29 protein-coding genes are annotated in these 23,019 nt (G+C 67.0%); 25 read left to right on the top strand and 4 right to left on the bottom strand.

Annotation, left to right across the window (positions count from 1 at the left end; translation table 11 throughout):
* Positions 1 to 37: 37 nt before the first annotated feature.
* The 14 genes from EJK15_RS17625 (at position 38) to EJK15_RS17560 (ending at position 8,561) form a co-directional block, all read left to right on the top strand.
* Complete coding sequence (locus tag EJK15_RS17625; protein ID WP_138711527.1) at positions 38 to 391, top strand: hypothetical protein; 354 nt, start codon at positions 38 to 40, stop codon at positions 389 to 391.
* On the top strand, positions 391 to 732 hold the full coding sequence (locus tag EJK15_RS17620) for a hypothetical protein (protein WP_138711526.1): 342 nt from the start codon (positions 391 to 393) through the stop codon (positions 730 to 732). The genes EJK15_RS17625 and EJK15_RS17620 overlap by 1 nt, the downstream gene beginning before the upstream one ends.
* Entirely contained in the window at positions 719 to 1,066 is a 348-nt protein-coding gene (locus EJK15_RS17615) for a hypothetical protein (RefSeq protein WP_138711525.1), read from the top strand. The genes EJK15_RS17620 and EJK15_RS17615 overlap by 14 nt, the downstream gene beginning before the upstream one ends.
* Position 1,067: 1 nt before the next feature.
* Positions 1,068 to 1,472: a head-tail connector protein gene (locus EJK15_RS17610; RefSeq protein ID WP_138711524.1), complete on the top strand. Its 405-nt coding sequence runs from the start codon at positions 1,068 to 1,070 to the stop codon at positions 1,470 to 1,472.
* Between the two features lie 7 nt (positions 1,473 to 1,479).
* Positions 1,480 to 1,803, top strand: a complete 324-nt coding sequence (locus EJK15_RS17605) for a hypothetical protein (protein ID WP_138711523.1) — start codon at positions 1,480 to 1,482, stop codon at positions 1,801 to 1,803.
* Entirely contained in the window at positions 1,800 to 2,153 is a 354-nt protein-coding gene (locus tag EJK15_RS17600) for a hypothetical protein (protein ID WP_138711522.1), read from the top strand. The genes EJK15_RS17605 and EJK15_RS17600 overlap by 4 nt, the downstream gene beginning before the upstream one ends.
* Before the next feature lie 21 nt (positions 2,154 to 2,174).
* Positions 2,175 to 2,618: a minor capsid protein gene (locus EJK15_RS17595; protein ID WP_138711521.1), complete on the top strand. Its 444-nt coding sequence runs from the start codon at positions 2,175 to 2,177 to the stop codon at positions 2,616 to 2,618.
* A 63-nt stretch (positions 2,619 to 2,681) separates the two neighbouring features.
* On the top strand, positions 2,682 to 3,149 hold the full coding sequence (locus tag EJK15_RS17590) for a phage tail tube protein (RefSeq protein WP_171074366.1): 468 nt from the start codon (positions 2,682 to 2,684) through the stop codon (positions 3,147 to 3,149).
* A 3-nt stretch (positions 3,150 to 3,152) separates the two neighbouring features.
* The gene (locus EJK15_RS17585) at positions 3,153 to 3,551 is read left to right on the top strand and encodes a DUF7426 family protein (RefSeq protein ID WP_138711519.1); all 399 of its coding nucleotides are present in this window, start codon (positions 3,153 to 3,155) and stop codon (positions 3,549 to 3,551) included.
* 41 nt (positions 3,552 to 3,592) lie between these two features.
* Positions 3,593 to 3,805: a hypothetical protein gene (locus tag EJK15_RS17580; protein WP_138711518.1), complete on the top strand. Its 213-nt coding sequence runs from the start codon at positions 3,593 to 3,595 to the stop codon at positions 3,803 to 3,805.
* 35 nt (positions 3,806 to 3,840) lie between these two features.
* A complete protein-coding gene (locus tag EJK15_RS17575) occupies positions 3,841 to 5,160 on the top strand; it encodes a hypothetical protein (protein ID WP_138711517.1) in 1,320 nt (439 codons plus the stop codon).
* Between the two features lie 236 nt (positions 5,161 to 5,396).
* Positions 5,397 to 5,951, top strand: a complete 555-nt coding sequence (locus EJK15_RS17570; RefSeq protein WP_138711516.1) for a hypothetical protein — start codon at positions 5,397 to 5,399, stop codon at positions 5,949 to 5,951.
* 52 nt (positions 5,952 to 6,003) lie between these two features.
* On the top strand, positions 6,004 to 7,683 hold the full coding sequence (locus EJK15_RS17565) for a hypothetical protein (protein ID WP_138711515.1): 1,680 nt from the start codon (positions 6,004 to 6,006) through the stop codon (positions 7,681 to 7,683).
* Positions 7,671 to 8,561, top strand: coding sequence for a hypothetical protein (locus tag EJK15_RS17560; protein WP_171074365.1), 891 nt, complete (start codon positions 7,671 to 7,673; stop codon positions 8,559 to 8,561). Before EJK15_RS17565 ends, EJK15_RS17560 begins: the two co-directional genes overlap by 13 nt.
* A gap of 140 nt (positions 8,562 to 8,701) precedes the next feature.
* On the opposite strand, the gene EJK15_RS72795 is transcribed toward EJK15_RS17560, so the two are convergent.
* Positions 8,702 to 9,040, bottom strand: a complete 339-nt coding sequence (locus EJK15_RS72795; RefSeq protein ID WP_206060919.1) for a hypothetical protein — start codon at positions 9,038 to 9,040, stop codon at positions 8,702 to 8,704.
* Between the two features lie 940 nt (positions 9,041 to 9,980).
* On the opposite strand from EJK15_RS72795, the gene EJK15_RS17550 reads away from it, so the two are divergent.
* From EJK15_RS17550 to EJK15_RS17515, 10 genes are all read left to right on the top strand, one after another.
* A complete protein-coding gene (locus tag EJK15_RS17550; protein ID WP_171074364.1) occupies positions 9,981 to 11,339 on the top strand; it encodes a helix-turn-helix domain-containing protein in 1,359 nt (452 codons plus the stop codon).
* A gap of 123 nt (positions 11,340 to 11,462) precedes the next feature.
* The gene (locus EJK15_RS17545) at positions 11,463 to 14,114 is read left to right on the top strand and encodes a phage tail protein (protein ID WP_138711512.1); all 2,652 of its coding nucleotides are present in this window, start codon (positions 11,463 to 11,465) and stop codon (positions 14,112 to 14,114) included.
* A 28-nt stretch (positions 14,115 to 14,142) separates the two neighbouring features.
* Positions 14,143 to 14,634, top strand: coding sequence for a hypothetical protein (locus EJK15_RS17540; RefSeq protein ID WP_138711511.1), 492 nt, complete (start codon positions 14,143 to 14,145; stop codon positions 14,632 to 14,634).
* Entirely contained in the window at positions 14,631 to 14,786 is a 156-nt protein-coding gene (locus tag EJK15_RS70625; RefSeq protein WP_171074363.1) for a hypothetical protein, read from the top strand. The genes EJK15_RS17540 and EJK15_RS70625 overlap by 4 nt, the downstream gene beginning before the upstream one ends.
* Positions 14,771 to 17,560 carry a phage tail protein gene (locus EJK15_RS17535; RefSeq protein ID WP_138711510.1) on the top strand — a complete coding sequence of 930 codons (2,790 nt, stop codon included), beginning with the start codon at positions 14,771 to 14,773 and terminating at the stop codon, positions 17,558 to 17,560. Before EJK15_RS70625 ends, EJK15_RS17535 begins: the two co-directional genes overlap by 16 nt.
* A 24-nt stretch (positions 17,561 to 17,584) precedes the next feature.
* A complete protein-coding gene (locus EJK15_RS17530) occupies positions 17,585 to 18,259 on the top strand; it encodes a hypothetical protein (protein ID WP_138711509.1) in 675 nt (224 codons plus the stop codon).
* Positions 18,252 to 18,548 carry a hypothetical protein gene (locus tag EJK15_RS17525; RefSeq protein WP_138711508.1) on the top strand — a complete coding sequence of 99 codons (297 nt, stop codon included), beginning with the start codon at positions 18,252 to 18,254 and terminating at the stop codon, positions 18,546 to 18,548. The genes EJK15_RS17530 and EJK15_RS17525 overlap by 8 nt, the downstream gene beginning before the upstream one ends.
* An 81-nt stretch (positions 18,549 to 18,629) precedes the next feature.
* Positions 18,630 to 18,761 (top strand): hypothetical protein, encoded by a 132-nt coding sequence (locus EJK15_RS76315; protein WP_276615400.1) that lies wholly within the window; start codon positions 18,630 to 18,632, stop codon positions 18,759 to 18,761.
* The gene (locus EJK15_RS17520) at positions 18,758 to 19,006 is read left to right on the top strand and encodes a hypothetical protein (protein WP_206060918.1); all 249 of its coding nucleotides are present in this window, start codon (positions 18,758 to 18,760) and stop codon (positions 19,004 to 19,006) included. Before EJK15_RS76315 ends, EJK15_RS17520 begins: the two co-directional genes overlap by 4 nt.
* Entirely contained in the window at positions 18,990 to 19,745 is a 756-nt protein-coding gene (locus EJK15_RS17515) for a CHAP domain-containing protein (protein WP_138711507.1), read from the top strand. Before EJK15_RS17520 ends, EJK15_RS17515 begins: the two co-directional genes overlap by 17 nt.
* A gap of 8 nt (positions 19,746 to 19,753) precedes the next feature.
* Here EJK15_RS17515 and EJK15_RS17510 read toward each other — a convergent pair whose 3' ends face one another.
* Positions 19,754 to 20,923: a pentapeptide repeat-containing protein gene (locus EJK15_RS17510; protein WP_138711506.1), complete on the bottom strand. Its 1,170-nt coding sequence runs from the start codon at positions 20,921 to 20,923 to the stop codon at positions 19,754 to 19,756.
* 138 nt (positions 20,924 to 21,061) lie between these two features.
* Between EJK15_RS17510 and EJK15_RS17505 the strand changes: the two genes are divergently transcribed.
* Entirely contained in the window at positions 21,062 to 21,262 is a 201-nt protein-coding gene (locus EJK15_RS17505) for a hypothetical protein (protein ID WP_138711505.1), read from the top strand.
* Between the two features lie 222 nt (positions 21,263 to 21,484).
* Here EJK15_RS17505 and EJK15_RS17500 read toward each other — a convergent pair whose 3' ends face one another.
* Complete coding sequence (locus tag EJK15_RS17500) at positions 21,485 to 22,477, bottom strand: GAF domain-containing protein (RefSeq protein ID WP_138711504.1); 993 nt, start codon at positions 22,475 to 22,477, stop codon at positions 21,485 to 21,487.
* Positions 22,474 to 22,785, bottom strand: coding sequence for a PadR family transcriptional regulator (locus tag EJK15_RS17495; RefSeq protein WP_138711503.1), 312 nt, complete (start codon positions 22,783 to 22,785; stop codon positions 22,474 to 22,476). The genes EJK15_RS17500 and EJK15_RS17495 overlap by 4 nt, the downstream gene beginning before the upstream one ends.
* Between the last annotated feature and the right edge of the window lie 234 nt (positions 22,786 to 23,019).

Raw genomic sequence — 23,019 nt, 5'->3', positions numbered from 1 at the left:
GCGGCTCTTCCCACGCCTCCACGAAGGGGACTGATCCATGGCCTACAAGCCGAGAATCACCGAGAAGACGCTGACGCTCAAGGGCGCGACGGTCGCCGCGGGCAGCTACGTGCTGTGGCGCGCGACCGTGCCGTGCCGGGTGGTCGCGGTGCGCGCCTACCGCGTCGGCGGCACCGACACGCCGTTCAACGCGACGAAGAACGGCGTCAACATGCTCACCGCGAACGGCACCACCCCGGCCGCTTCCACCTGGGCGTCCGGCACCCTGGCCGCGCCGGCTTCGGTGCGGCTGGCCGAGGGCGACACGCTCGCGGCCGTCGTCGGCGCGCTCGGTGGCACGCCGACCGACATCATCGTGCAGATCGACATCCGCAAGGACGCGGCCTACTGATGTCCGCCGACGTGTGGGTCTACAAGAACACGCGCACCGGTCACGTGGTCGAGTACACCGAGCGTTCAGTGCGGCTCGACCACCTGCCCGTGTGGCTACTGATTGCCTCCCCAGCCGGGTCCACTGAGCCGGTGGAGGCCGACGAGTCGGGCGTCGAGCCCGACCCAGACGCCGGAGCGGGGCTGGTCACGATGCCCCGGCCGTCCCCGTCGTCCCCCAAGTCCGCGTGGATCGCCTACGCCATGAGGCGCGGCATGCCGCGTAAGGACGCCGCGGTGCTTTCCAAGGCGGCGTTGATCGAGGAGTTCGGCGGAGAGGGGGACGACGATGGCGAGGACTGACCTCACTTCGGTGATGTCGTCGATGTCGGGCGTGGATCTCACCACGGGGTTCACGGCCGCGAACGTGGACGGCCACATGTTCGCCGACCACGGCCGGATGGTGCTGTTCGCGAAGAACACGGACGGCACCGCCAAGCAGCTCCTGTTCGACATCCCCGTCCTCATCGAGGGCCAGGCGGTGCCGGACAAGCAGGTGACCATCCCGGCGATCACCGGGTTCTTCCTGATCGGCCCGTTCAAGCCGGTCTACCGCCAGCCCAACGGCAAGGTCAACATCGACTACAGCGCCGTGACCGGCGTGTCGGTGAAGCTCGTCGACCTCCCGGCGGCCTGACATGGCGGCGCTCGTGTACGCCACGGCCGCCGACTACGCCACCTACACCGGGCAGGCCGCGCCGGACGGCATCGACCAAGTACTCGCGCGAGCGTCGGAACGGATCGACGAACTCCTGATGGGCGCCGTCTACCAGACCGACGAGACGGAGATGCCGGCCGACGCCGACACCCGGGAAGCGATCCGGCGGGCGACGTGCGCGCAGGCGGCGTGGACGATCGCCGTGGGCGATCCGTACGGCGTCGCCTCTGCGTTCAAGTCGGTCTCGATCGGCTCGGTCAAGCTCGACCGGGCGGGCGGCGCGGGCGAGTCTGGGCCGCCCCGGTACGCGCAGGACGCCTTGTCGATCCTGCGAACGACGGGCCTGCTGCCGGGTTACGTCATCGACATATCCGCGTGGCACTGACCTGGGGGTGACGTCGATGACGACACTTCCAGCCTGGCTGCTGCGCCACCAAGTGGTGATCGAGCCCTATCTCGGGGACGGCGCGTACGGCCCGGTCTACGGGCCGCCGGTCACGTATCCGTGTCTCGCGGACGACGAACGCCGGATGGTGCGCGACGCAGAAGGGAACGAGGTCGTCTCGGAACTGACCTTGACCCTTTTGCCCGGGGCTGTCATCCCGGCCGGGTCGCGTGCAAAGCGGAACGGCCGCACAACCACGGTGATCGGCTCGTACATGCGCGACGGCGGCGGCTTGCCAACTCCCGATCATGTGGAGGTGGTGTGCCAGTGAGCCGAGCAGAGTTCAACGCGAACATGTCGCCCGAAGCGCTGGAACTGAAAGGGAAGCGGGCTGCCGCACAAGGCCTGAACAAGGCGGTCCAGCATCTGAAGACGGTGTCGCAGTCCCGCGTCCCGGTGGACAACTACGACCTGTACGACACCGCGTGGGCCGGCGTGGACGAATCCTCGCTTCAGGGCGTCGTGTCCTATTCGAGCCCGTACAGCGTGTACCAGCACGAGGTTGAGGAGCTGGAGCACGACCCGGGCCGCACCTGGAAGTACCTGGAGAACCCGCTGCACGAGGAAGCCGAGCTGATGCGCGGCATCATCGCGGCGGAACTGCGACGGGCGTTCCGGTGATGACGCGAGCGGGGGTGAGCGGTGAGCTTCACCCGTGACCTGCTGACCGGCGTCGCCGAACTGCTCGCCGCGGCGGGCGTCGCCGACTGGAACCCGGATGGCCTCTACACCCCCGCGCAGACGGCGCTGACCATCGGCGGCCTGCCGTCGTCACCCGACAAAGCGATCTCGCTTGCCGTGTACGGCGCTGGGCGGGGCGGTGACGACGTCACCGAGCCGGACAGCAACGTGCAGATGCAGGCCCGCATCCGGGGCAGCGATGATCCGCGCGTCACCGACGACCTGGCCGACGACCTGTTCGACGAACTCCACGGCCTGGCCAACGTGCAGCTTTCGACCGGCGTGTGGCTGCTGCTGGCGCAGCGGCGCATCGTCGCGCCGCTCGACCGGGACTCCTCGGGACGCTGGGGACGGGCTGACTCCTACGAACTGATGGTGTACCGGCCGAGCCCGCACCGGCCCTGACCTTCTCATTCCTCTGCCGCAAGCGGTTTCGCTTGCGGTTTTCGCATGCCGCAAGGAGGCATCATGGCGCTGCGTTCTCTGCTCGCCAAGGATTGGACGCTGGAAGTCGATACCTCCAGCACGACCACTCCGGCCTGGACTACCGTCCGGGGACTCACGAAGCTCGAATTCAGCCTCGACAGCGAAACCGAGGACGACAGCGACTTTGACAGCGACGGCTGGGCGAGCGAAGTCGTCACCCAGCGCAGTTGGAAGCTGGAGATCGAGGGTCGTCGTAAGCGTGACACCGCTTCGGCCACGTTCGTGCCGGACGCCGGACAGGAATTCCTTCGCGCCGCCGGCCTCGTCGTCGGGATCACGGCGAACGCGCATCTGCGCTGGTATCGCAAGGATGGCAGCCCGGACGCGTTCGAGGGTGTGGCGGCCGTCCAGTACAAGGGCGCGGGCGGAGAGGTCACCGACCTCGAACCTTTCGAGTGTGAACTGACCGGCCAGGGCAAGCCGCTCGCGATCACCAACCCGGTGGCGTAGCCGATGGCGAACTTCGCAGACCTCGACTCCTTCTTCGACGACGGCTTGTCGCTCCCCGTGGGCGGCAAGCTGTACCGGATCCCCGCCCCGAGCGCTGAGGTGGGCCTGTACTGCCAGACGCTCGCCGAATCCGGGATGGACGCCGCGAACGGCAAGGACAACCCCGAAGCGGCACTGGACGACGTACGCGAACTGGACCTGTACCGCCGCGTCCTCGGTCCCGTCTATGACGAGCTGATCGCTGACGGCGTGTCCTGGCCGAAGATCAAGCACTGCGGTGTGACCGCGTTCATGTGGGTGGCCGGCAGTTCGGATGCCGCCGCGGCCTACTGGGAGCGAGGCCCGGAAGCGGCGGCCCCGGAAGCGGCGAAGGGTCGCGCGGCGGCCCGATCGACGAACTGACGGGGCTGAGGGAGTACTACGACCCGGACGACGGCCTGTCGGTGGACGGCTCGGCCGTCACGTGGGCGGCGCTGCTGTCCCAGTGGGCGCTGATCGAGGCCGACCTGCACAGCGAGTACGGCATCGACCTGGATACCCCCGGCCTGCTCGCCTCGCGCACCTGGCGGTGGCTGCGTAACCGCATTTTCGGCCTGCTGGCCGCAGACACCCGCCTGTGCCGTGCGCTCAGTCCCGACGGGGACCGCCGCCCGTAGGCAACGCAAGCTTTTTCGCTTGCAAGGAGGTGTGGGTGGTGGCGCTGAAGATCGGCGAGCTGTACGCCACGCTTGAACTGCGAAACCAGCTCACGGGGCCGCTGGGCAAGGCCGCAGCCGGGATCAAGGTCCAGGCCAGCGGCATACACGCCGCCATGATCGCCGCCGGGATCGCGGCCACGCGCATGGGCTCGTCCATGGTGTCCGTCGTCAAGATCTTCCAGGGCGACTTCAAGGGCGCCCTGACAATCATGAAGGACGCTGTCGGCAACTTCGGAAAGACGATCACCGGCGCCTTCAAGAAGCTGTGGGAGCTGGGCAAGGACCTGGTCATTGGCATCAAGAACGGGTTCGTCAACGCCTGGAACGGCTTCATCAGCTCCGTGTCTTGCCTCATGGGCGAAGAGTCCAAGATCAAGGAGACGGCCAGCAAGCTCACCGACGCCGTCGTGGGCGCCTTCAAATCCGGCAAGATCAGCGAGGGCGTCAAGGACAGCTTGGTCGAAGCCGTCAAGGCAGATAACGACAAGCTGTTCGCGCTGGCCAAGCAGCGCGAGCAGATCGGCAAGACGCTCGCCGACGCCATGGCCTACGTCACCCAAGTCTCCGATCAGGTTCGCGACTGGGCGTCGCTGTCCAGCCTCAACCTCGGCTCGGGCGACGGGCAGAAGCCGCTCACGGCCGAGAACATCCAGGCTGGGTTGCAGGCGAAGCTGGCGCGCGTCCGCCTCTTCGCCTCGGTGATCAAGAAGCTGGCCAAGCGTGGCCTGTCCAAGAGCATCATGGCGCAGGTCATCGAGGCCGGCCCCGATGGCGGCGTCGAACTCGGGCAAGCACTGCTGGAAGCGGATGCCGCGACGTTCAAGTCCATCAACAGCACCGCTGGCGCGATCGATAAGGCCGCCAAGCAGGCCGGGAAGAACGCGGCCGACGCCATGTTTGACGCAGGCAAAAATGCTGGCAAGGGTTTCCTGACAGGCTTGATCAGCCAAAAGAAGCAGATCGAGGCGGCGATGAAGGACATCGCCACCTCCTTGGTGAACCAGATCAAGAAGCAGCTCAAGCAGAAGTCGCCGTCCCGCGTGTTCATGGACATCGGCGCCAACGCCATGACGGGACTGCGTCTCGGCATGGTGGGTTCGGCCGCGGCGGTGATGAAGTCGGCGCGCGGCATCGCGGGACAGCTCACGGGTTCGTTCGCGCCGGAGCTGCGTTCGACCGGCTATCAGGCGACCGGCAGCCAGACGGGCGGCCAGGTGACGGTGAACGTCACCAACCACTTCCCGCAGGCTGAGCCCACCAGCAGGACGGTGAATCGGGGCTTGCAGTACGCGGCCGTGTTGGGACTCGCTTAGAACGTGCTGCAGAAGTGGGGTTCACAGCCATTCGTCGATCGCGGCGATGCAGATCGTGGTAGCCGGGCTGGATGGAGCGCAGGTCAGACCTCAAGACGACTCCTGCGGGACACGCATTTCACCTAAGAGTGTCCGTGGACACTCAGCGTCGTGGCGCGTAGGCACAGAATTGGGGGTCTACGCGGAATTGCGTCGGGGGCCGAGGAACGCACCGCGCACGATGAAGGGGTATGCAGATGAGCGATGTCCAGGTCGCACGCGACGTGCTGAGTTCGTACGCGAAGTTACAGGTCGCCAATCCCATCAATCAGACAGCGGACCAGGCGAACCTCAAGGCCGCCGGGCAGATCGAAAAGAAGATCGCGCTCAGCCACCCCTCGGACGACAATGTGAGCCTCGCCGAGGCCAATCGTTGGAAATCCACTCCCGAGTACTGGGTCGCCGGCGGCGAGATCGTCGCACAGGACCTCACCCGGCCGCTGACGTGCATCCTGTTCGCCCACCTATGCGTCTACGCGCTCAAGAGCACCGCGCCGAAATTCACCGTCCCCATCGAGGTCGTCGAGATGAAAAAGCTCCACGACAACCACTACATCCTCGTCGCTGGCCGGAAGACCGGCACCATCAACGGCAAGCTTTCCGACTGGAACCAGGAAGCCTTCGTCATCGACCTCTGGGGCTTCTGTCAGGGGCTCGGTAATCTGGTCGCCCAGCCCCCCGCCATCATCGTGAGCCAGATGGCAGACTACCCGCGTAAGACCGTCGTTACCATTCCGGCCTGGGGCGTCTAGCACTTCGCCCGCCGTCCACCGCCTTCCGCACGACTCCGCAAGGGGGTGCGTGGTGGCGATCAACGTGGGCGAACTCTTCGTCACGCTGGACTTGCGCGACAAGCGGTTCAGCCTGCACCTGCGGCGGGCGATGACCAGTCTGCGCAACTCCGGCGACGAGCTGGGCCGGCACGCGGCCAGGTTCACATCCTCGGTCGCATCGATGGTGGCCGACGCCGCCCGGCTCGGGATCGCGTTGACCGTGACGGCAGCCAAGTGGGCGCTGCTCAGCTCGGCGACGGCAGGCGTCGCGAACGGCGTGGTGTCGCTCGGCGCAAGCCTCGCCCCTCTGGTCGGGGCGGTCGCCGCCCTGCCCGGGGCTGTCGCTATCGGTGCGGCGGCGCTCGTCGCTCTCACGGTCGCTTTGTACGGAGTGAAGGACGCCTTCTCGGCGGCCCTCGGGGACGACGCCGCCAAGTTCGAGGAGGCCGTCGCCAAGCTGGCCCCGGCCGCCCAGGCGGTGGCGCGCGAGCTGCGCTCGCTGAAGCCGCTGCTCGACGGTATCCGCGTCACCGTGCAGGAGGCGCTGTTCGCCCCGCTGGTCGGCCAGCTTTCCGCACTGGCGGCGACGCTAGCGATTCCGCTTACCTCAGGACTGGCGAACGTCGCCGACGCGCTCGGCATGGCCGGCGCGAGAGCGGCGGAGTTCGCCCGCTCGTCCGTCGCCGTCTCCGCTCTGAATGCGGTGTTCGACGCCACCCGTCAGATCATCAACGACCTGTCGGTGGCGATCGAGCCGCTCGGCGCCGGGCTGGCCCGGCTGGTCGAGGTGGGGGCGGGCTTCTCCGCGAGTCTCGCGCCCGGGATCGCGCAGGCGGCGGCTCGGTTCGGCGAGTGGCTGACGGCTGCCGCGGACTCCGGGCGGGCGCTCGGCTGGATGCAGGGCGCCGTCGACGTCCTGAAGCAGCTTGGCTCGGTCGCGCTCGACGTGTGGGGCGTCCTGTCGGGAGTCTTCGCGGCGATGCGCCGGGCGGGCGGCGACGCCCTCGGCGTGCTCGGCTCGATCCTGGACCGGCTGAACGCCTGGGTGAACTCGGCGTCCGGCCAGCAGACGCTGACCGCGATCTTCGTCGCGATGGGGCAGGCGGCAGGCGCGCTCGGTCCCGTTTTGGTCGCTCTCGCTGAGGGCGTCGGGATGCTGGCGCCGCTGCTTGGGCTGCTGGCTCAGCAGGTCGGCCCGATCCTAACTGCGGCGATTCACGCCCTGGTTCCTGCGCTGGCCAGCCTTCGTCGAGGTGATCGGCACGTTCGCGTGGCGGCTGCTCGAAGGCTTGTGGCACGGCCTCCAGGCGGCGGGCGAGTGGTTCCGCGGGGTCATCGTGAACTTCTTCCGCGATCTCCTACCGGACTGGGTGAGGCAGGCCCTCGGGATCGCCAGCCCGAGCCGGATCTTCATGGAGATCGGTCGGAACACGATGATGGGTATGAGCGCCGGCATGCTCGGCCAGTCCAAGCGGGTGCTGACCGACGCGCGCGGCATCGCCCGGCGGTTGAGCGGAGCGTTCGCGCCCGAACTGGGCGTCCATTTGGGCTCCACGGGCCGGGCGGCGACCGGGGCGGGCCGGACGGCGGGGCCGGTGAACATCACGGTCACCTCGATCAACCCGGTCGCCGAACCCACGAGCGACGTCGTGAATCGCGGCTTGGCCTACGCCGGGATGCTCGGCGTCCTCTAATGCGATGTCAGAAATAGGGGTGGCGATGCCGACGTACACGCTCGATGGGGTCGCCCTCGATCACCCGGCCCGCTGCTGGCGGCTGAAACTGGGGACCAAGCGTCGCCCGCTGCCGGGCATCCGCGGCGTGTCGTTGACGGTGCCGGGCCGTCACGGCGAGATCCCGATACACGGCCTGGACTTGGAAGCGACGACGTTGCCGCTCGCGTGCGCCGTGTACGGCTACACCCCGGCAGGGATGTTCGGCGGATTTGAGCAGATGGAACGCAACCTGGAGGCCGTCGCCGCGTTGGTCGGGGTACGGCATCGGCTGATGCAGCTCCGGTACGAGGCTGGGTCCATCGTCCGAGTCGCCGACGTCACCGTGGAGCCGGCGTCCGAGGTGGAGGTCAATGTCGGCGCGGCCATTGCCCGGTTCACGTCTGTGGTGAAGGTGCCCGGCGTTGTGTGGCGGGACGAGGTCGAGACCACGTGGGCGGGATCGGCGAACGCGCCGAACCAGCCGGTGACCACTCTGGCCGGAAGCACCGGTCCGATCGTCGACGCTCTCGTGCGGATCAGCGGTCCCGCCGTGAATCCCAGCGTGACCGATGTGGCGACGGGCGGTGTTGTTTCGCGGTCCTCTGGGCTGCTCGCGGGCGAGCGGCTGCTGATCGACTGCGGGAAGATGCAGGCCCGGCTGGTGAACACGGACACGTGGAGCTTGAGCGCGGGCACGGATGTGACCGGGCAGATCTCCGCGACGGGGCCGGGCAGCGCATTCCGTTGGCTGCACCTCACGCCTTCCGTTGCTGTGGGGGATCCGCATTCCCGGACGGTGCTCGTCACGGCGGCGGCCACTTCCACCACGGGCGCGTCCGCGTTGGAGATCCGGGCGCGACGCTCCTATTTGTGACACGGGCGGTTGGAGAGGGCCGAGACCGTGACAGGAGGCAGCGGCCTCGGCCCTCCGCGCCCCAGATGCCGGGCACATCCAGGGCCTGGGAGCCTGGTAGGGCAGGCGGGGGCTGCTTGCCAGGCTGGAAAGGTCGAACGTCAGGCGGACGTGTCCGCCGCCTGGCGGGGGAGCTTCTCGATGGCGTAGTCGCCGCGCTTGACGTGTTCCTCGAACTGGGTCCAGGAACTGGCCGTGAGCGTCAAGGGCTCCTCGGACGCATCGACGCGCCAGATGGTGGTCACGCCGTCCTGGGCGGTCCTCGCCCGTACCGCGCCCGCGCTCGGCGTCCCGTCCTCTACTGAAGCAAGGAAGTCCTTCCACTCTTCGGGCGACGCGGCGAGAACGGGCGACTTGTCGCCGAGACTCTGGTCTCGAAGCTCGATGTGGTCGTTGACGCGTTGCACCAGAGGAACGCAACTGTCTTTCGTGTCGGCCATGACTGGTCCTTTCGTTTTGAGAATTGCTGTTTCTTGCGGGCCGTGGACGGCCGACGCTGTCCGCACCGCCGGAAATCTCCAGCACAGGCTGGCCGTCCACGGGGTTGCGACCCGCCCTCCCGAGCTTGCTGAGCTGGGCTCGTTGAGGGCGGAAAGGCATAGGTGGCCAGGACGCGGACGAGGGCGTCGCGTCCTGGCCACCCTCTCCACCCACGGAGGCGGTGGAGGTAGTACGGCCGGTCTCACCCGGATGAGACCGGACTGCCCGGCATGGGCCACGGAGGGATGCCGGACGCGGATGGGGACCCAGAGCTGGTGGCAGGGAGGGGAGCTGCTGCGGCGGCATTCGCAGCCTCCGGAGCGGTCGTGGTCCCGACCACCAGTCCGGGTCGATCAGGTGAGCGGCGGGAGCCGCTGGCTTTCGCCGCGAATACGACGGTGCCGGATTTCCGGTCGTTGTGCGCTTCGATCAGTACGGGTCCTTCGAGGTAGCTCGGCTCACGGGCCTCTCGGTCGAGGCTCACGCGGCGAATGCAGCCCCGTGCTCCAGGGGCGAACATGGCCATCGCGTCACGCAGCAGGATGCCGGCCCGCTCCAGTTCGCTCGTCACGCCGCCCGCGCCCCGATCGCGGTTCTCGCGTGCTCTCCATGAGTAGAGGACATCGCTTTTCTGGCGAACCGTAGGAGGTAGTAGGGCGTTTAGGTCAGATGGGAGCACGGTGGAACATCTCCGATGGGGTAGGAAAAACCGGTCGGGGCGTCGATTTTTGATCTCGAATGGGATTGTTTGCTGCCGATTCAGCAGGGCGTTTGCGCGCTCAGGAGTAGCGTTGTCGCCACGAACGGTCAGGTCTAGAGATCGCCTGTCCGCCGCATGTCCGCCACCTATCAGCGGACACGGCGGACATGGCGGGCACGGGTCAGGCGGGTGGCGGCGGTATGGCTGGTGAGACGTTCGGCGAGGCATTGCGGCGTCTGCGCGGCTCTCAATCGCTGCGGGATGTTGCCCGGTCGGCCAGCGTCGGCAAGAGCTATATCGACGATCTGGAAAAAGACCGGAAATGGCCGTCCAGAGAGATTGTCGTAGCGTTGGACGCCGCCACGAACGCCGACGGAGAACTCATTGCGGCTTACGACGCTGGTGAGACGTCTGATCGAATTGCGGAGTTTCAGCCCTCTGTCGCTGCGACGGACTCGCTGCCTACTCTGGACGTGAAGGACTCTGGCGACGATGGGGAGGACGCGACAGATCGCCGACCGCGCGCACCTGGAGGTGATCCTACGAATCGTCGTGACGCTCTGCGTCTCGGTGTTGCCGCTCTTGCCACTCCCGAATTGCTGATCACGAGCGCTGAACACGAGGCGCGCGAGCTGACCCGCCGCAGCGAGGAGACTGATCTCGGACCGAGCAGTCTCGCGTACCTGCACAAGGTCATCGGTGATTACGGGCTCCACTACGCCCGCTACAGCGCAGATGAGCTGTGGCGGTCGGCACGCGGTGACCGCCGTCAGGTCGCCCACCTGCTGCAACTACGTATGACGCTCAAGCAGCGTCGCGAGTTGTACATCGCTGCGGCTTGGCTGTCGCTGATCCTGGCGTGGGCCGCCCACGACCGCGGAGATGCCCGTGCTTCGCTCGCCTACGCTGCTGATGCCCGCCACCACGCCGGCGAAGCGGATCATCATGAAGCGGTGGCGTGGGCGTGGGATGTCGAGGCCACAACCCTCTTGTACGCCGACCGGCCAGACGAAGCGCTGAGCGCTGCGCAGCAGGGTGCGGCCCTAGCCTCTCGTGGAAGTGCTGCGCACGCGCGCCTTACTGGGCAACTGGTCCGAGGGTATGCCCGGCTCGGCCGCTCTGGACCGGCTTCTGACATGTTGAAGACGTTGCGAGACCAGGCTGAACACCTCTCACCACACTCGATGGGGTTGTTCAGCGCTGATGCCGCACGAGTCTGGTCGGTCGCCGCGACGTCGAGCTTGTGGCTCGGCCACGTCGAACAGGCCCGCGACTTCGCTGAGCAAGCCATGCAGGTATACGAACGGGACCCGCAGGCGTCTCCCACCAGACGAGCGATTGCCGCGCTGGACCTGGGCGTCGCCTGCGCCCGGCTAGGCAACGCGGAGCAAGCCGTCGCTCACGGATCGGCCGCGATCTCAACACCGCGCTACGCTGCGGCGATCTTTAGCAGAAGCACAGATCTGGCTTCCCTCTTGGAGCGCTCGTATCCCCAAGCGGCTGTGGTCGCGCAATTCCGTCAGGGGCTCGCTGAACTCGGTGCAGGGCCGCGACGATAGGGACAGGCGACGGCCCGGCCACGGCGCCCTCATGAGTATCAAGGGGGTGCGGTGTTCAACCTTCGGCTCGTTGTGCATACCCCGAATGGGGACCCCTTCGGCACACTCCCGCATCCTCTGAGCGTGGAGATCGCCGGCCCACTCAACGATGTACCAGCGTTGAAGCTGAGCCACAGCAGCGAGGCGACGAACGCCGACCTGCTCGCCCAGCCATGCGAGGTCGCCGTCGAATGGTCCGACGACGGCACCACGTGGACCGAGGCGTGCGACTCGCGGTTCCTGCTCATCAGGCGGCGCAGCGACGGCACCGACCAGGCCGGGGTGACGCAGTTCGAGCTGCCCGGCTGGATCTGGCAGCTACGCAAGGTGGTGCTCTACCCTGGCAGCGCCCCACTGGTGGACGGTAAGCGCGCTTTCCTGACGACCACAGCAGGCGCGATCCTCCAAACGTTTCTGGCTGAGGCGCAGGCCAGGGGAGTTGTGCCAGGCGTCGCGTGGGACTTCACGCCCACACTCGACAGCGCCGGCCAGTCCTGGAGCAAGATCCTCAGTATCTACTATGAGCCTGGCATGGACGCGCTCACCTGCCTGATCAACTTGGCCGAACAAGGAGTCCTCGATTTCCGCACGTCCGGGCGGACGGTGCAGCTGTTCAACCCGGACATCGAGCTGGGGCGTGATCTCGCCAGCGGAGCCGCGCCGGTCGATCTTCGATACGGCAGGGACATCGGCGAAGCGCCCGAAACCGGCACCCTGGAGGACCGCGCGAGTGCCGTCCTGGTGCGCGGCGACAACGGATTCCAGATCACCGTCAGCAGCTCCAACCACGGACCGTGGGGTAAGTGGGAGACCTACGTCGGCCAGGGCGGCGTGTCCGATCCGGGGACAGCGATCCTGCTCGCGGACGCGGCGCTCGCCCGCTCCGGCGCGGAACGGGTGCAGCGCACCCGCAGCATCGTCATCGGCCCGGACACGCGATGGCTGCCGTGGCGCGACTACCGGCCCGGCGACCGCATCCTCGCCCCCGGCACGAACGGCGTAATGGAAAGCCTGCGCGTCCGGCAGATGACGGTGACACGGGACGCCAAGGGCGTGCTCGGCGGCAACGTCGTCCTCAACGACAGGCTGCTCGAACGGGAGATCCGCTTGTCGCGCCGCGCGGCCGGGATCGTCGGTGGCAGCACGGCGGACGGCGGCTCCGGAGCCAAGCCCGCACCGGAAAGCCCGGCGCCCAGGACCCCGGCCGCGCCCACCGGTTTGCTGGTCAACCCGGCCGCCTACATCGACTCCAGCGGCTTCCCGCAGGGCCAGGTGTCGGTGAGCTGGAACCCAGTCACCCAGGACACCAGCGGCGTCGCGTTGAACGTCGGCGGCTACGAGGTGTACGCCCGGGTCAACGATGTGGGGGCGTTGTGGTTCCTGATCGCGCTCACCGAGGCGGGCGACACCAACGCCACTTACAGCCCTCTCACCGTGGGGCAGCAGTACCAGTTCAAGGTGCGCGCGATCAATCTCGGCAAGAAGGGGCCCTTCTCTTCGTCGGTCGCGGTGACGATCCCGGACGACGCCGACGCGCCGCCCGTGCCGACCGCGCCCGTGCTGTCCACGAGACTCGGCGTGGTCCACGTCGAATGGGACGGCGTCGGCGTCGGCAGCGAGCCGATGCCGTCGGACTTCGCGAGGGTACGCGTCTGGGTGCAGGACCCGCTTGCGCCGGGCTGGTCGGAGATCGGGTATCTGGAGTCCGCGGGTTCGATCGTCGTGCCCGGTTTGCCGTACGGCGTCGACCGGAAGTTCGCGTTCTCGGCGATCGACTACAGCGGCAACGAGTCCGCCCGCAGCGCGTCGGCAACCATCCAGGCCGTGCAGCTCGTCTCCGGCGACGCCGCAGATGGCAGCATCACGACCGGCAACCTGGTAGCCAACGCCGTCACGGCCACGAAGATCGCGGTCGGCGCGATCGAAGCCAGCCACATCGCGGCGAACGCGGTGACAGCCGACAAGCTCGAAGCCGTGCTCGCCTTGGCGACGCGGATCGTGGCCGGCAACCCGGCCGGCGCGCGAGTCGAGATCAACGCTACGGGTCTGGAAGCGTACGACGCCTCCAGCGTTCAGACGGTCGCGGTGTCGTCGGCGACAGGCGCGGTGTCGATCGTCGGGCAGCTCGCCACCGGCGCCACGGGGCGGCGCATCATCGTCAACCCAGCAGGCTCGACTGACCCGGAAGTCAGGTTCATGCCAGGGACCGGCACGAACTTCGCCAGGATCTACTGCGACACCGATGGCGCGATCGTGTCGGTGTCCGGGCTGAACGCCGGCAATAACCGGCGCTCGGTCACCTGGTTGCGGGGCGACGAGTACCGGATGCAGATCTTCGACGTGACATCGAGCCCGAACCTGGGCGCGGGCGGCTACATGTTCGCCAAGCCCGCCGAGTTGGAGATCGGCTACAACGACCCAACTCCGGCGTTGAACCGGTTCCGGTTCACGCAGGCGGCGGCCGAGTACCGGGGCATGTGGACGCACAGCGGCGCCGAAGCCGGGCTGATCATGAAGTCGGTGACGATCACCATCGGCACGAGCCTGGGCACCATCGCATGGAGCGCCCCCGTCATGACGTCGATCCCGTTCGCCGTGGTCAGCCTGCATTACGCCGGTTCAGGCGTGGTCACCACGTACATGACGGCCCGCAGCACGTCGGGCTTCACCATCCGGTGCGACAGCAGCGGCGCAGCCGGTTCGGCGACAGCAATGATCTGGGCGTGGCGCGCATGACGCTCCCGCCCGCAAGGAGGGAGAGGCGTTGGCGCACGAGTGGACGGTGACCGGGGTTGAGGAGACCACGGGGGACGACGGCCGCACCCCGTACTGGGTGATCGTCTACGAGGTGCCGGTCGAGGTTGCACCGGATGGGCAGTGGCGTTACTACGTGCCGAAAGAGGCCGTGGAGTACCGGGCCGCTGAGTACGGGCTGACCGACGTCGATGAAGTCCTCGACGTGCTGGTGCATGAGCCGCTGCTGATCGAGCTTCAGTCCGCCGGCGTGCTGCCGCCGCTGACGCCGTCGCTCACGGATGCGGCTGCCGCGCGGGAGCTGGTGCGCCAGCAGATCGCTGCGTGTCGCGAGCGGCACGGCGCGGTCGCCGCCCAGCGGAAGCACAGCAACGCCCGAGCCGTGGACCCGCTTCAGGCGATCCGCGACGCCTGCCGGATCGACCCGATCCGCACAGCGGAGCTGCGGATGGAGATCGACCGGCACCGGATGGCTCAGGCGAGAGGCGAGGGGCGCAAGTGAATTGCGATCTGCACGTAGATCTGGCCGCCGTGGTGGCGGCTTACCGGCGGCGCTGCGACGAGCTCATGTACGAGAACGCGCTCCTTGCCGCCGCCGTGGAACAGGTCCAGGCCCAGCCCCGGGGGGAGGGGAACGGATGCCGCAGCAGGTGATCATCCCCGGTAAGCCTGACATCTACGGGCTCCGTCTGGTCGCCTACCAGCCGAACGGTGCCCGTCTCGGCGTGCTCGGCCAGCATCTCGGCTGGGAAACGGGCCTTCCGCTCAACGACGTCTCCAGCTTGCGGCTGTCCTACTCAGCTCATGCGGCCGGCGCGCAGTGGCTGGCGTCGCCGTGTGAGGTCGCGGTCGAATGGTCGGCGGGCGGCGGCGGGTGGGCGAAACCCGCGAACGCGCGGTTCCTGCGGATCAAGCGGGCGTCCGACACGACGGACCTGATGGCGGCGCTGTCGTTCGACATGCCCGGCTGGGCGTGGCAGTTGCGCAAGCTGGTGCTCTACCCCGGCCTCGGCATGGTCGACGGCAAGCGCCAGTTCCCGGCCGCCAAAGTGGGCGACATCCTGCGTCAAGTCATCGACGAAGGCCAGGGCCGCGGCGCGCTGCCCGGCCTCAGCTACGACTTCGACGCCTTCGAGGACTCGGCCGGACACCCGTGGTCGGCGACCCTTACGCTGGGGCTGGAACCCGGCACCGACCTGCTCCAGTTGCTGCTGAACCTGTCCGAGCAGGGCGTGTGCGACTGGCAGATGCAGGGCCGAACCTTGCAGGTGTTCAACGAGAACTCCACGCTCGGCCGCCAGCTTTCCACTGGCCCCAGCCCGGTCGAACTGCGGTTGGGGCGCGATATCGACCAGGCCCCTGACGACGCCACGTTCGAGGACGCCGCGTCGGCGATCCTCATCACCGGCGAAGAGGGCCTGTCCGTCGAGGTCACCAACCCGGCCGCGCTGCGGCCGTGGGGCCGGTGGGAGGCGTACCAGAGCCAGGGCGGCGTGAAGGATGAGGGGACGGCCCGGCTGCTGGCTCAGTACGCGCTGGATCGGGCGTCGGGGGAGCGGGTGCAGCTCACCCGGCAGATCAAGCCGTACGCGGCCCGGTTCCTGCCGTTCGTGGACTACCGGGTGGGCGACACGGTGCGCGCCCCTGGCGACCAGGCGGTCATGCAGGGGTTGCGGGTCAGGCAGATCACGCTGTCCGTGGGCGGGGACGGCCTGATCGGCGGCAACGTCACCCTGAATGATCGTTTCCTGGAAAGAGACATCAGGATTGCCCGGCGGGCGGCGGGCATCCTGACTGGTGGCGTCTCTGAGGGCGGCAACGGTGGCGAGCCCGCGCCGGAATCCAAGGACCGCGTCCCGGCTGCGCCGACGGGCCTGATCGTGTCCCCGTCGGCGTACCTGGATGACGAGGGATACAGTCATGGGCTGATCATCGTGTCTTGGGTGCCGGTCACCACGGATGTCAACGGGACGTCGTTGCAGGTGGATGGCTATGAGCTGATCGGGCAGACGCCGCCGGGCACGGGCGCCCAGCGGGTGCTGGGTCACACGGACGGCACGTCGATCTCCTACAGTCCGTTGACGCCGAAGTCGTCGTGGCGGTTCGGCGTGCGCGCCACCAACGAGGGCGTCAAGGGGCAGCTCGCGGTCTCAGCGGTGATCGTCATCCCCGATGATGAGACGCCGCCTCCGCAGCCGTCCACGCCCGTCGTGGACTCGCGGCTGGGCATCTTCCGGGTGGCCTGGGATGGGCTGACCAGCTCGGGCACCGGCATGCCGAAGGACTTCGCGCGCGTCCTGGTGATGATGAAGGATCCGCTCGACTCTCAGGACGCAGGCAAGTCCGTCGAGTGGCTGGAGCGGGCGGGCACCGCCGTGGTGCCGGGCCAGCCGTACAACACGGATCGGGAGCTGTGGCTGGTCGCGCTCGACCGGTCGGGCAACATCTCGGGGGAGTCCGCGCACGTCACGGCGCAGACGAAGCCGCTGGTGGACACCGACGTGATCGGCCAGGTGATCGACGGCGCGACGCACATCATCGACGGCACCATCCCCGGCGAGGCGAAGATCACTGCCGGGACGGTCACGGCCGGTCTGATCCAGGCGCTCGCGATCAACGCGGGCCACATCAACGCCAACGCAGTCACGGCCGACAAGATCCAGGCTGGCTCAATCCAGGCGGGGCACGTTGCCGCTTCGGCGATCACGGCCGACAAGTTGGCCGCCGGATCGGTCACCGCCGACAAGATCACCGCTGACGCGATCAACGGCAAGACCATTACGGGCTCGATTGTCCGCAGCTCGGCGACAGGGCAGCGGTTTGTGCTCGACTCGTCGACGCTCGACTTGCGCTTCTACCCGGGCGGGCTCGGCAACACCAACTACTCGCGCTTCTACGCCGTGGACGGCCTGTATCCGGGCGAGACGACCACGTTCATCACGTCGGGCACCAACTCGGGCGGCACCGCCCGCGCCGAGCTCCAGGTCGCCGCAGGACTCGTCCGGCTCGGCATCCGCAACGCCTCGAACTCCAACCGCCGTGGCGGCGGCCTCGACGTCGCCGAAGGCTACGGCCGGTTCGGCTACGACGACGGCTTCTCCTCCAGCCAGTCCTACATCCACTGCAACAGCTCGGGCCGCTGGTATCTGCGCGGCCGTGTGTGGGACACCAATACTGCCGACCCGTACGACACCGTGCACGCCGGTAGCGGCGTGGTCCCGCCGGACACCGGGGGCGTGACCATCCACTACGGGCCGACCATGGCCTCCAATATGGGGCCCGTCTCGACGGTCCGAGACGGTGCGGCCAACCCGAATTTCTACTGGTGTCTGGACCTCAGCAATCAGACCGACTTCTCGTTCGGCTGGTCGTCGGGCGGCGGCGTGTACAGCGGCAAGGCGTTCTATTGGTGGTCGCACCGCCATTAACGATCATCACAAGGGGGTGGCCGCGTGGCCGAAATCTGGACCATTTGGGATGCCGAGCTTGGCTACAGCACGACCAGCCTGTTGCAGGCAGGGGGAGAGCAGCCCGGCCCGGGTGCCGGCCACGACGGCGCTGAGCCGATGTGGGGGATTAGCCGGGTGCGGCCGGACGGCGTCGCCCACGTGCACATCATTCCGCACAGCACGTTCGAGTGGCGGTGCGCCGAGTATGGCATCGACCCCGACGACATGGACACGCTGCTGGACGTAGTGCTGCACGAGCCGTGGATCCCGTCGTCGGACGACGCGCTCGCCCGGCTGAATCCTGTGGTGGCCGCGCAGCTGGAGGCCACGCACGGGCTGCCGACGACGTGGACTCTTGGGGTGTCCGACGCCGATCGGCTCGCCGCGCACCTGGCCAGGATCGAGGCGGTCAAGACCCACCGCGTCCGCATGGTGCCGGAGAACCGGCAGTTCCGTCAGGACGTCGTCGCCTATGTGGGGCTGGACGTGGTCGTGCCTGAAGATCCGCTGGAGCCGGTCAAGACGCTGACCCGGCTGGATTCGGCCCGGGTGGCGGCCCGCCGCAGGAGCGTGGACTACTACCGCGCCGGACGTGCCGGACCCGTCACACCCGACTTCGACATCAAGCCGCCGGCGACGTGGATGGGCCGCAAGCCGTGGGGGCCGACTGATGGATGAAAACCTGGCGCTGTCGCTGGCCGAGTTGCGTCGTCTGCTTGAGGTCGGGTTCGAGCGGACTGATGGGCAGATGAGGTTGGTCTTGCATCAGCTCAAGCAGGTTGAGGACCGGCATGCCGCGCTGGTCGAACAGGTTGGCGGCCTGGAGATGCGGCTGGCGGAGGTCGAGAAAACCGCCGTCACGAACGCGCAGCTCACCGAGCGCACCCGGCAGATCATCGCCGTCGTCGGCCTGCTGGTGACCGTGGCCAGCGCGGTGATCGCGCTGATCCAGCTCACCCAAGGCTGACGCGGCAGCCCTTCGTCGCCTTGATCAGTGGCGACACCACCGAATTGATCTCATCAAATCGACCCCTTACCGAGGTTCCCCATGCCTGAACACGAGGCGCTGCCGCTTGCGCCCTACAACGCCGCAGCACTGACCGCCGGCGACCCGCCCCAGGACGAGGTGCCACAAGAGCCCGGCTCCGTCGTCGAAGACGAATCCCAGGAGGAGCAGTGAACATCTATCCACGCCTGTTCTTCCTGCAACGCGACCACGACGTCAGCGGCATCTCCGGCACCGGCCGGGTGGCAGACGGCGTGCTCTGGCCGGACGGTTCCGTCTCGGTGCGCTGGCGCGGCGCACGACCTTCCCTCGTCCACTGGAGCTGCCTCGACGACGTCGAAGCCATCCACGGCCACGGGGGAGCGACACAGATCGTCTGGATCGACGCGGGGGAGGTGACGCATGCCGAAGCGGCCTGAAGACGTCCTGCTCGACATCGTCCGCGGCGAACTCGGCCAGGGCGAGCGCCGCGACGGCTGGACCCGGTACGGCGCGTGGTGGGCCGAGCGGCACGACAAGCCGGACTGGTGGGCCAAGCAGCCGTGGTGCGCGATGTTCCTCGCCTGGGCCGCCGACAAGGCGAAGCTGTTGCCTGACGTAGGCGATTTCGCTTACACCCCCACCTACGCCGACTGGTTCAAGGACAGGGGCCGCTGGGGGCAGGCGCCACGGCGCGGCGCGATCGTCTTTTTCGACTGGGCCGGAAGCAAGAACATGATCGGCGCGATCGATCACGTCGGCATCGTCGAAGCGGTCCACCGCGACGGCACGATCACGACGATCGAGGGCAACACCAGCAACCGCGTCATGCGGCACCGCCGCTCCCACGCCTGCATCTCCGGCTACGGATACCCCGCCTATTCGGGCGTGAAGCCCGCGCCGGCCCCTGAGCTGACCTGGATGGAGGAGATCGTGAAGCAACTGCCCACGCTGCGTCACGGCGCAGGCAAAACGGCAGACGACCCGCTGCGTTGGCACGTCAAGACGTTGTTCTACCTGCTGCACGCGCGGGACTACGGGTTGAACGGCGGCGTGGACGACACGCAGTTTGGTGACCCGCTGTACGACGCGCTGAAGGAGTTCCAGAAGGCCGCGAAGCTGCCCACCGATGGTGTGTGCGGGCCGAAGACGTGGGCGGCACTGCTGCGGGTGGTGTGATCGCTGGCTTAGAACTTGGTGGTGCTGTCCGTGATCGCGACTTTGCGGATCTGCTCTGGGCTCATGCCCTTGGCGTTCCGCAGGTCTGCGCCGTTGAGGTGCGCCTCAGTCAGGTCTGCGCCGGTCAGGACGGCGCCGCGCAGGTCCGCGCCAGTCAGCTTGGCGCCGTTTAGGTCAGCGCCAGTCAAGTTGGCGCCGGTTAGAACAGCGCCGGTTAGGACGGCGTCGGCCAGGTACGCGTCGGTCAAGACCGCGTCTGCCAAGTATGCGTGGATCAACTCCGCCTCGGTCAGGTTCGCACCGATCAGGTTCGCGTCGCTCAAACGCGCGCCGAACAGATTCACCCTAGTCAACACCGTGTGGGACAGGTCCGCGCTGGCCAGGTCCGCGACGTTCAGGCGTGCGCGGCTTAGGTTCGCGTAGGACAGATATGCATCACGGAGATTCACACCACGCCAGTCCGCGCTTACAAAATCAGCGGTGAAGAGGATGGGCGTTCCCCAGCCAGCCCGGGGGATCGTTCCGAGCACTCTCACGGCGGTACGAACGTCAGCGCCGGGTTTCCAGGAAGGTACGTCCTCGGACGGAGTAAAAGTGCGGGTGGCTCCGGTCTTGCCGTCATGCTCCAAGATGTACGCCACCATGATTTCCTCAACAGTCGTAGCGTCAGCGCTAGAGTCCCTAGTAATCCGTCCGAGGGCGTAGAGTCCGCCGATGCGCACCTCGACCGACTTGTCCGCCCCGATCTGCTCGACGGCCCTTGTATAGCGATCCGTGATCTGCTGCTGCTGCGTGGTCCGGAGCGTTTCCTGCCCTGTCTCCCAGGTCTTGGCCGTGTAGACAAGCCCACCTGCGGTGAACAGCACGCCGAACAGCACCCCCAGCGATGTGAGGTGCTGCCAGGGCCGCTGCCGTCGCGTGTCGTACAGCTCCTGCCGGTCCTTGACGGGTAACGTGTCCAGTTCGGCCTGCGTCGGTGGTGTCACGCGCGGTCTGTGCCCACTGAGCCATCGACGCTTCTCGGGAGGCGCTGGAGCCGGGGCAGGCGTCGGCCGCGCCAGGTTCTTGAATGTCCTTGTCACGCGCCGCTGCTGCTTCGGCGGCGAACTGCTCACAACCGGCTGCGGCGGCTGCGTGGGGAGCTGCAGCCGGACTGTAGGGTCGTCGGGCGTGGTCATGGTCGGGACGGTAACCGATACGCCAGCGCCGGACACCGATTTGTGAATGACAGAGTTGGCCGAACCAGGCCACTCAACTTGCAAGTGAGAACCGAGGCCCTGCCAAACGGCGGGCCTTTCGCATGCCTGGAGGCATTCATGAAGATAAGCCGATACGCCAAGACCATCGTCGCCGCCCTGTTCGCCGCAATCGTGGCCGTGAACGGCGCGGTGTCCGACGATGTGTTCACCGCCACCGAGATCGTCAACGCGGTCCTCGCCGTGCTGACGGCGCTCGGCGTATACGCGGTGCCGAACGCCGAACAGTCCAAGCCACAGCGGATCGACGACTCGCACTAGCAGTTCTGCTTGCGTAATCTGGGCCCTCTCGCCATCGAGAGCCCGGTATCGTGAGGTGTCGGCCATGGCAGACCGATCCTAGGTTCTCGATCTGCCATGCGACGCGGGTAGGAGCACCGGCTGTGCTCGACGGCCTCATAAGCCGGATCAGCCCGCACCCGCTACATGGACTCACGCGCCCTGCCGTCCCTCGCCGGGGATGGTAGGGCACATTTTGCGTGCTCATTCGCTGGAAGATCTCTCGCGCGACCGGCCCCGCCGCTTGAACTCCACCACCCAGCGCTTTCTCAGCCACTCCACGCCCGCATAGAAGGCCACGACACCTGGGATCGTGAAGAACGCCGAGCCCCAACCCTGCCGGAGATGCACGTTCACGATCGCGAACGCCATCAGTGGGCCGAGGAATCCCCAGGTTCGCCAGTCGGAAGCGAGAATCCAGCACGCCATGCGGCGAAGCCGGTAGAAGCGTGACTGGTCGAGTGCCTGGAGGGCTGCCCGAAGCTGCCGCACCTGTGACAACTGCTGAACGGCGTAGAGAATTTGGAACGGACGGGAAGTGTTGGCCATTGCCAGTTCGCGTAGTTCCGTCCAAAACTCCTCGGCGTAACGCGCTCGGTGGCGTGGAGGGACTTGCTGAATTATTTTGAGGATGAGCCATTCGGCGGTGTAGGACGTATTGCCTTGCCGTCGAAGCCCGCCGATTTCCGCTACATCAGCGTCCATGCTAGCGGCAAGTGTGCAAGCGATCTGGGTGGCCGCCTCTAGCCGCTCATGCAACTCCAGAGCATCCTTGGTGCCGTAGATGCGCCTATTGCCTCCGCCGAACATAGAATCAGCGGAATTAAGCCCATACGTGAGTCGATTGATGGTTTCCAAACTCCCGACAAGGCTTGACGCGACGGAGAGAACACTAAGAGAAGGAATTCTCTTTGATCTATCTGCGATCTCGCTGGCCAGATTCTCGGTAAGTTGCCGAGTTATCGCTAGTGCGGCCGCAGTATATCTGTGGGCATCAAGTACTTTCCATCTATATAGACCGACATCGCACTGTGAGACGCAGTTTTCGCTGCAAAGCCCATCGTCTCCGCTGTGTCTACGCGCGAACTGAATGATGTTTAGGGCGTCCATCAGCGCTACTGCGATGATGCGAGCTAAGCTATCGGTGGAGGCCTTGCCGATGACAGCGTTGGCCGCAGAAGGATCCATCTCCATCATGCGCCATCTGCCATTCGCGAACGCGCCACAAGAGTCATCCACCTGGCTGATGTGCGGAGAAGAGTATTGCGTGCGTTTTCTGCCCCATGCGGCGTAAGTCGATAGTACCGGCGGCGAGGTCGGCCCGCCTCGCGCGGCTCCACATCCTCAAAGCGCGACTCCAGCCAGCCGATGCCCTCGAAGCGGGCGAGGATGGGGTGGATGGTGCCGGGCGCGAGGCCGGCGGCCCGGCAGATTTCCAGCCCGTACATCTCCCGCGTGGGATCTTCGAGCAGGGCGCGGAGGACGAGCTGGGTGGGGATGGTCATGCGGGGCGTAGTACCCATGCTCTAACTCTAACTATGGGCTAGTTAGAGTTCAACCTAGTGAAGGCGATCGCGCGCTGCCAGAGTCCACGCCGGTCTCCGGTTCCCTGCCTCCTTGTTCCGGGGCGCGGGGTACCGCACCTCGCCGGGCTGTTCGTCCGGGTCGCGTATTGCCTCGAAGATCCAGTGCGCGTTTCCAGGGGTGGGCGCCCACTGGCTGGACTCGGATGCAGCCTC

The sequence above is a fragment of the Nonomuraea basaltis genome (assembly GCF_005893125.1).
Lineage (GTDB): Bacteria > Actinomycetota > Actinomycetes > Streptosporangiales > Streptosporangiaceae > Nonomuraea > Nonomuraea basaltis.
This window is presented reverse-complemented; position numbering and strand designations above follow the sequence as displayed.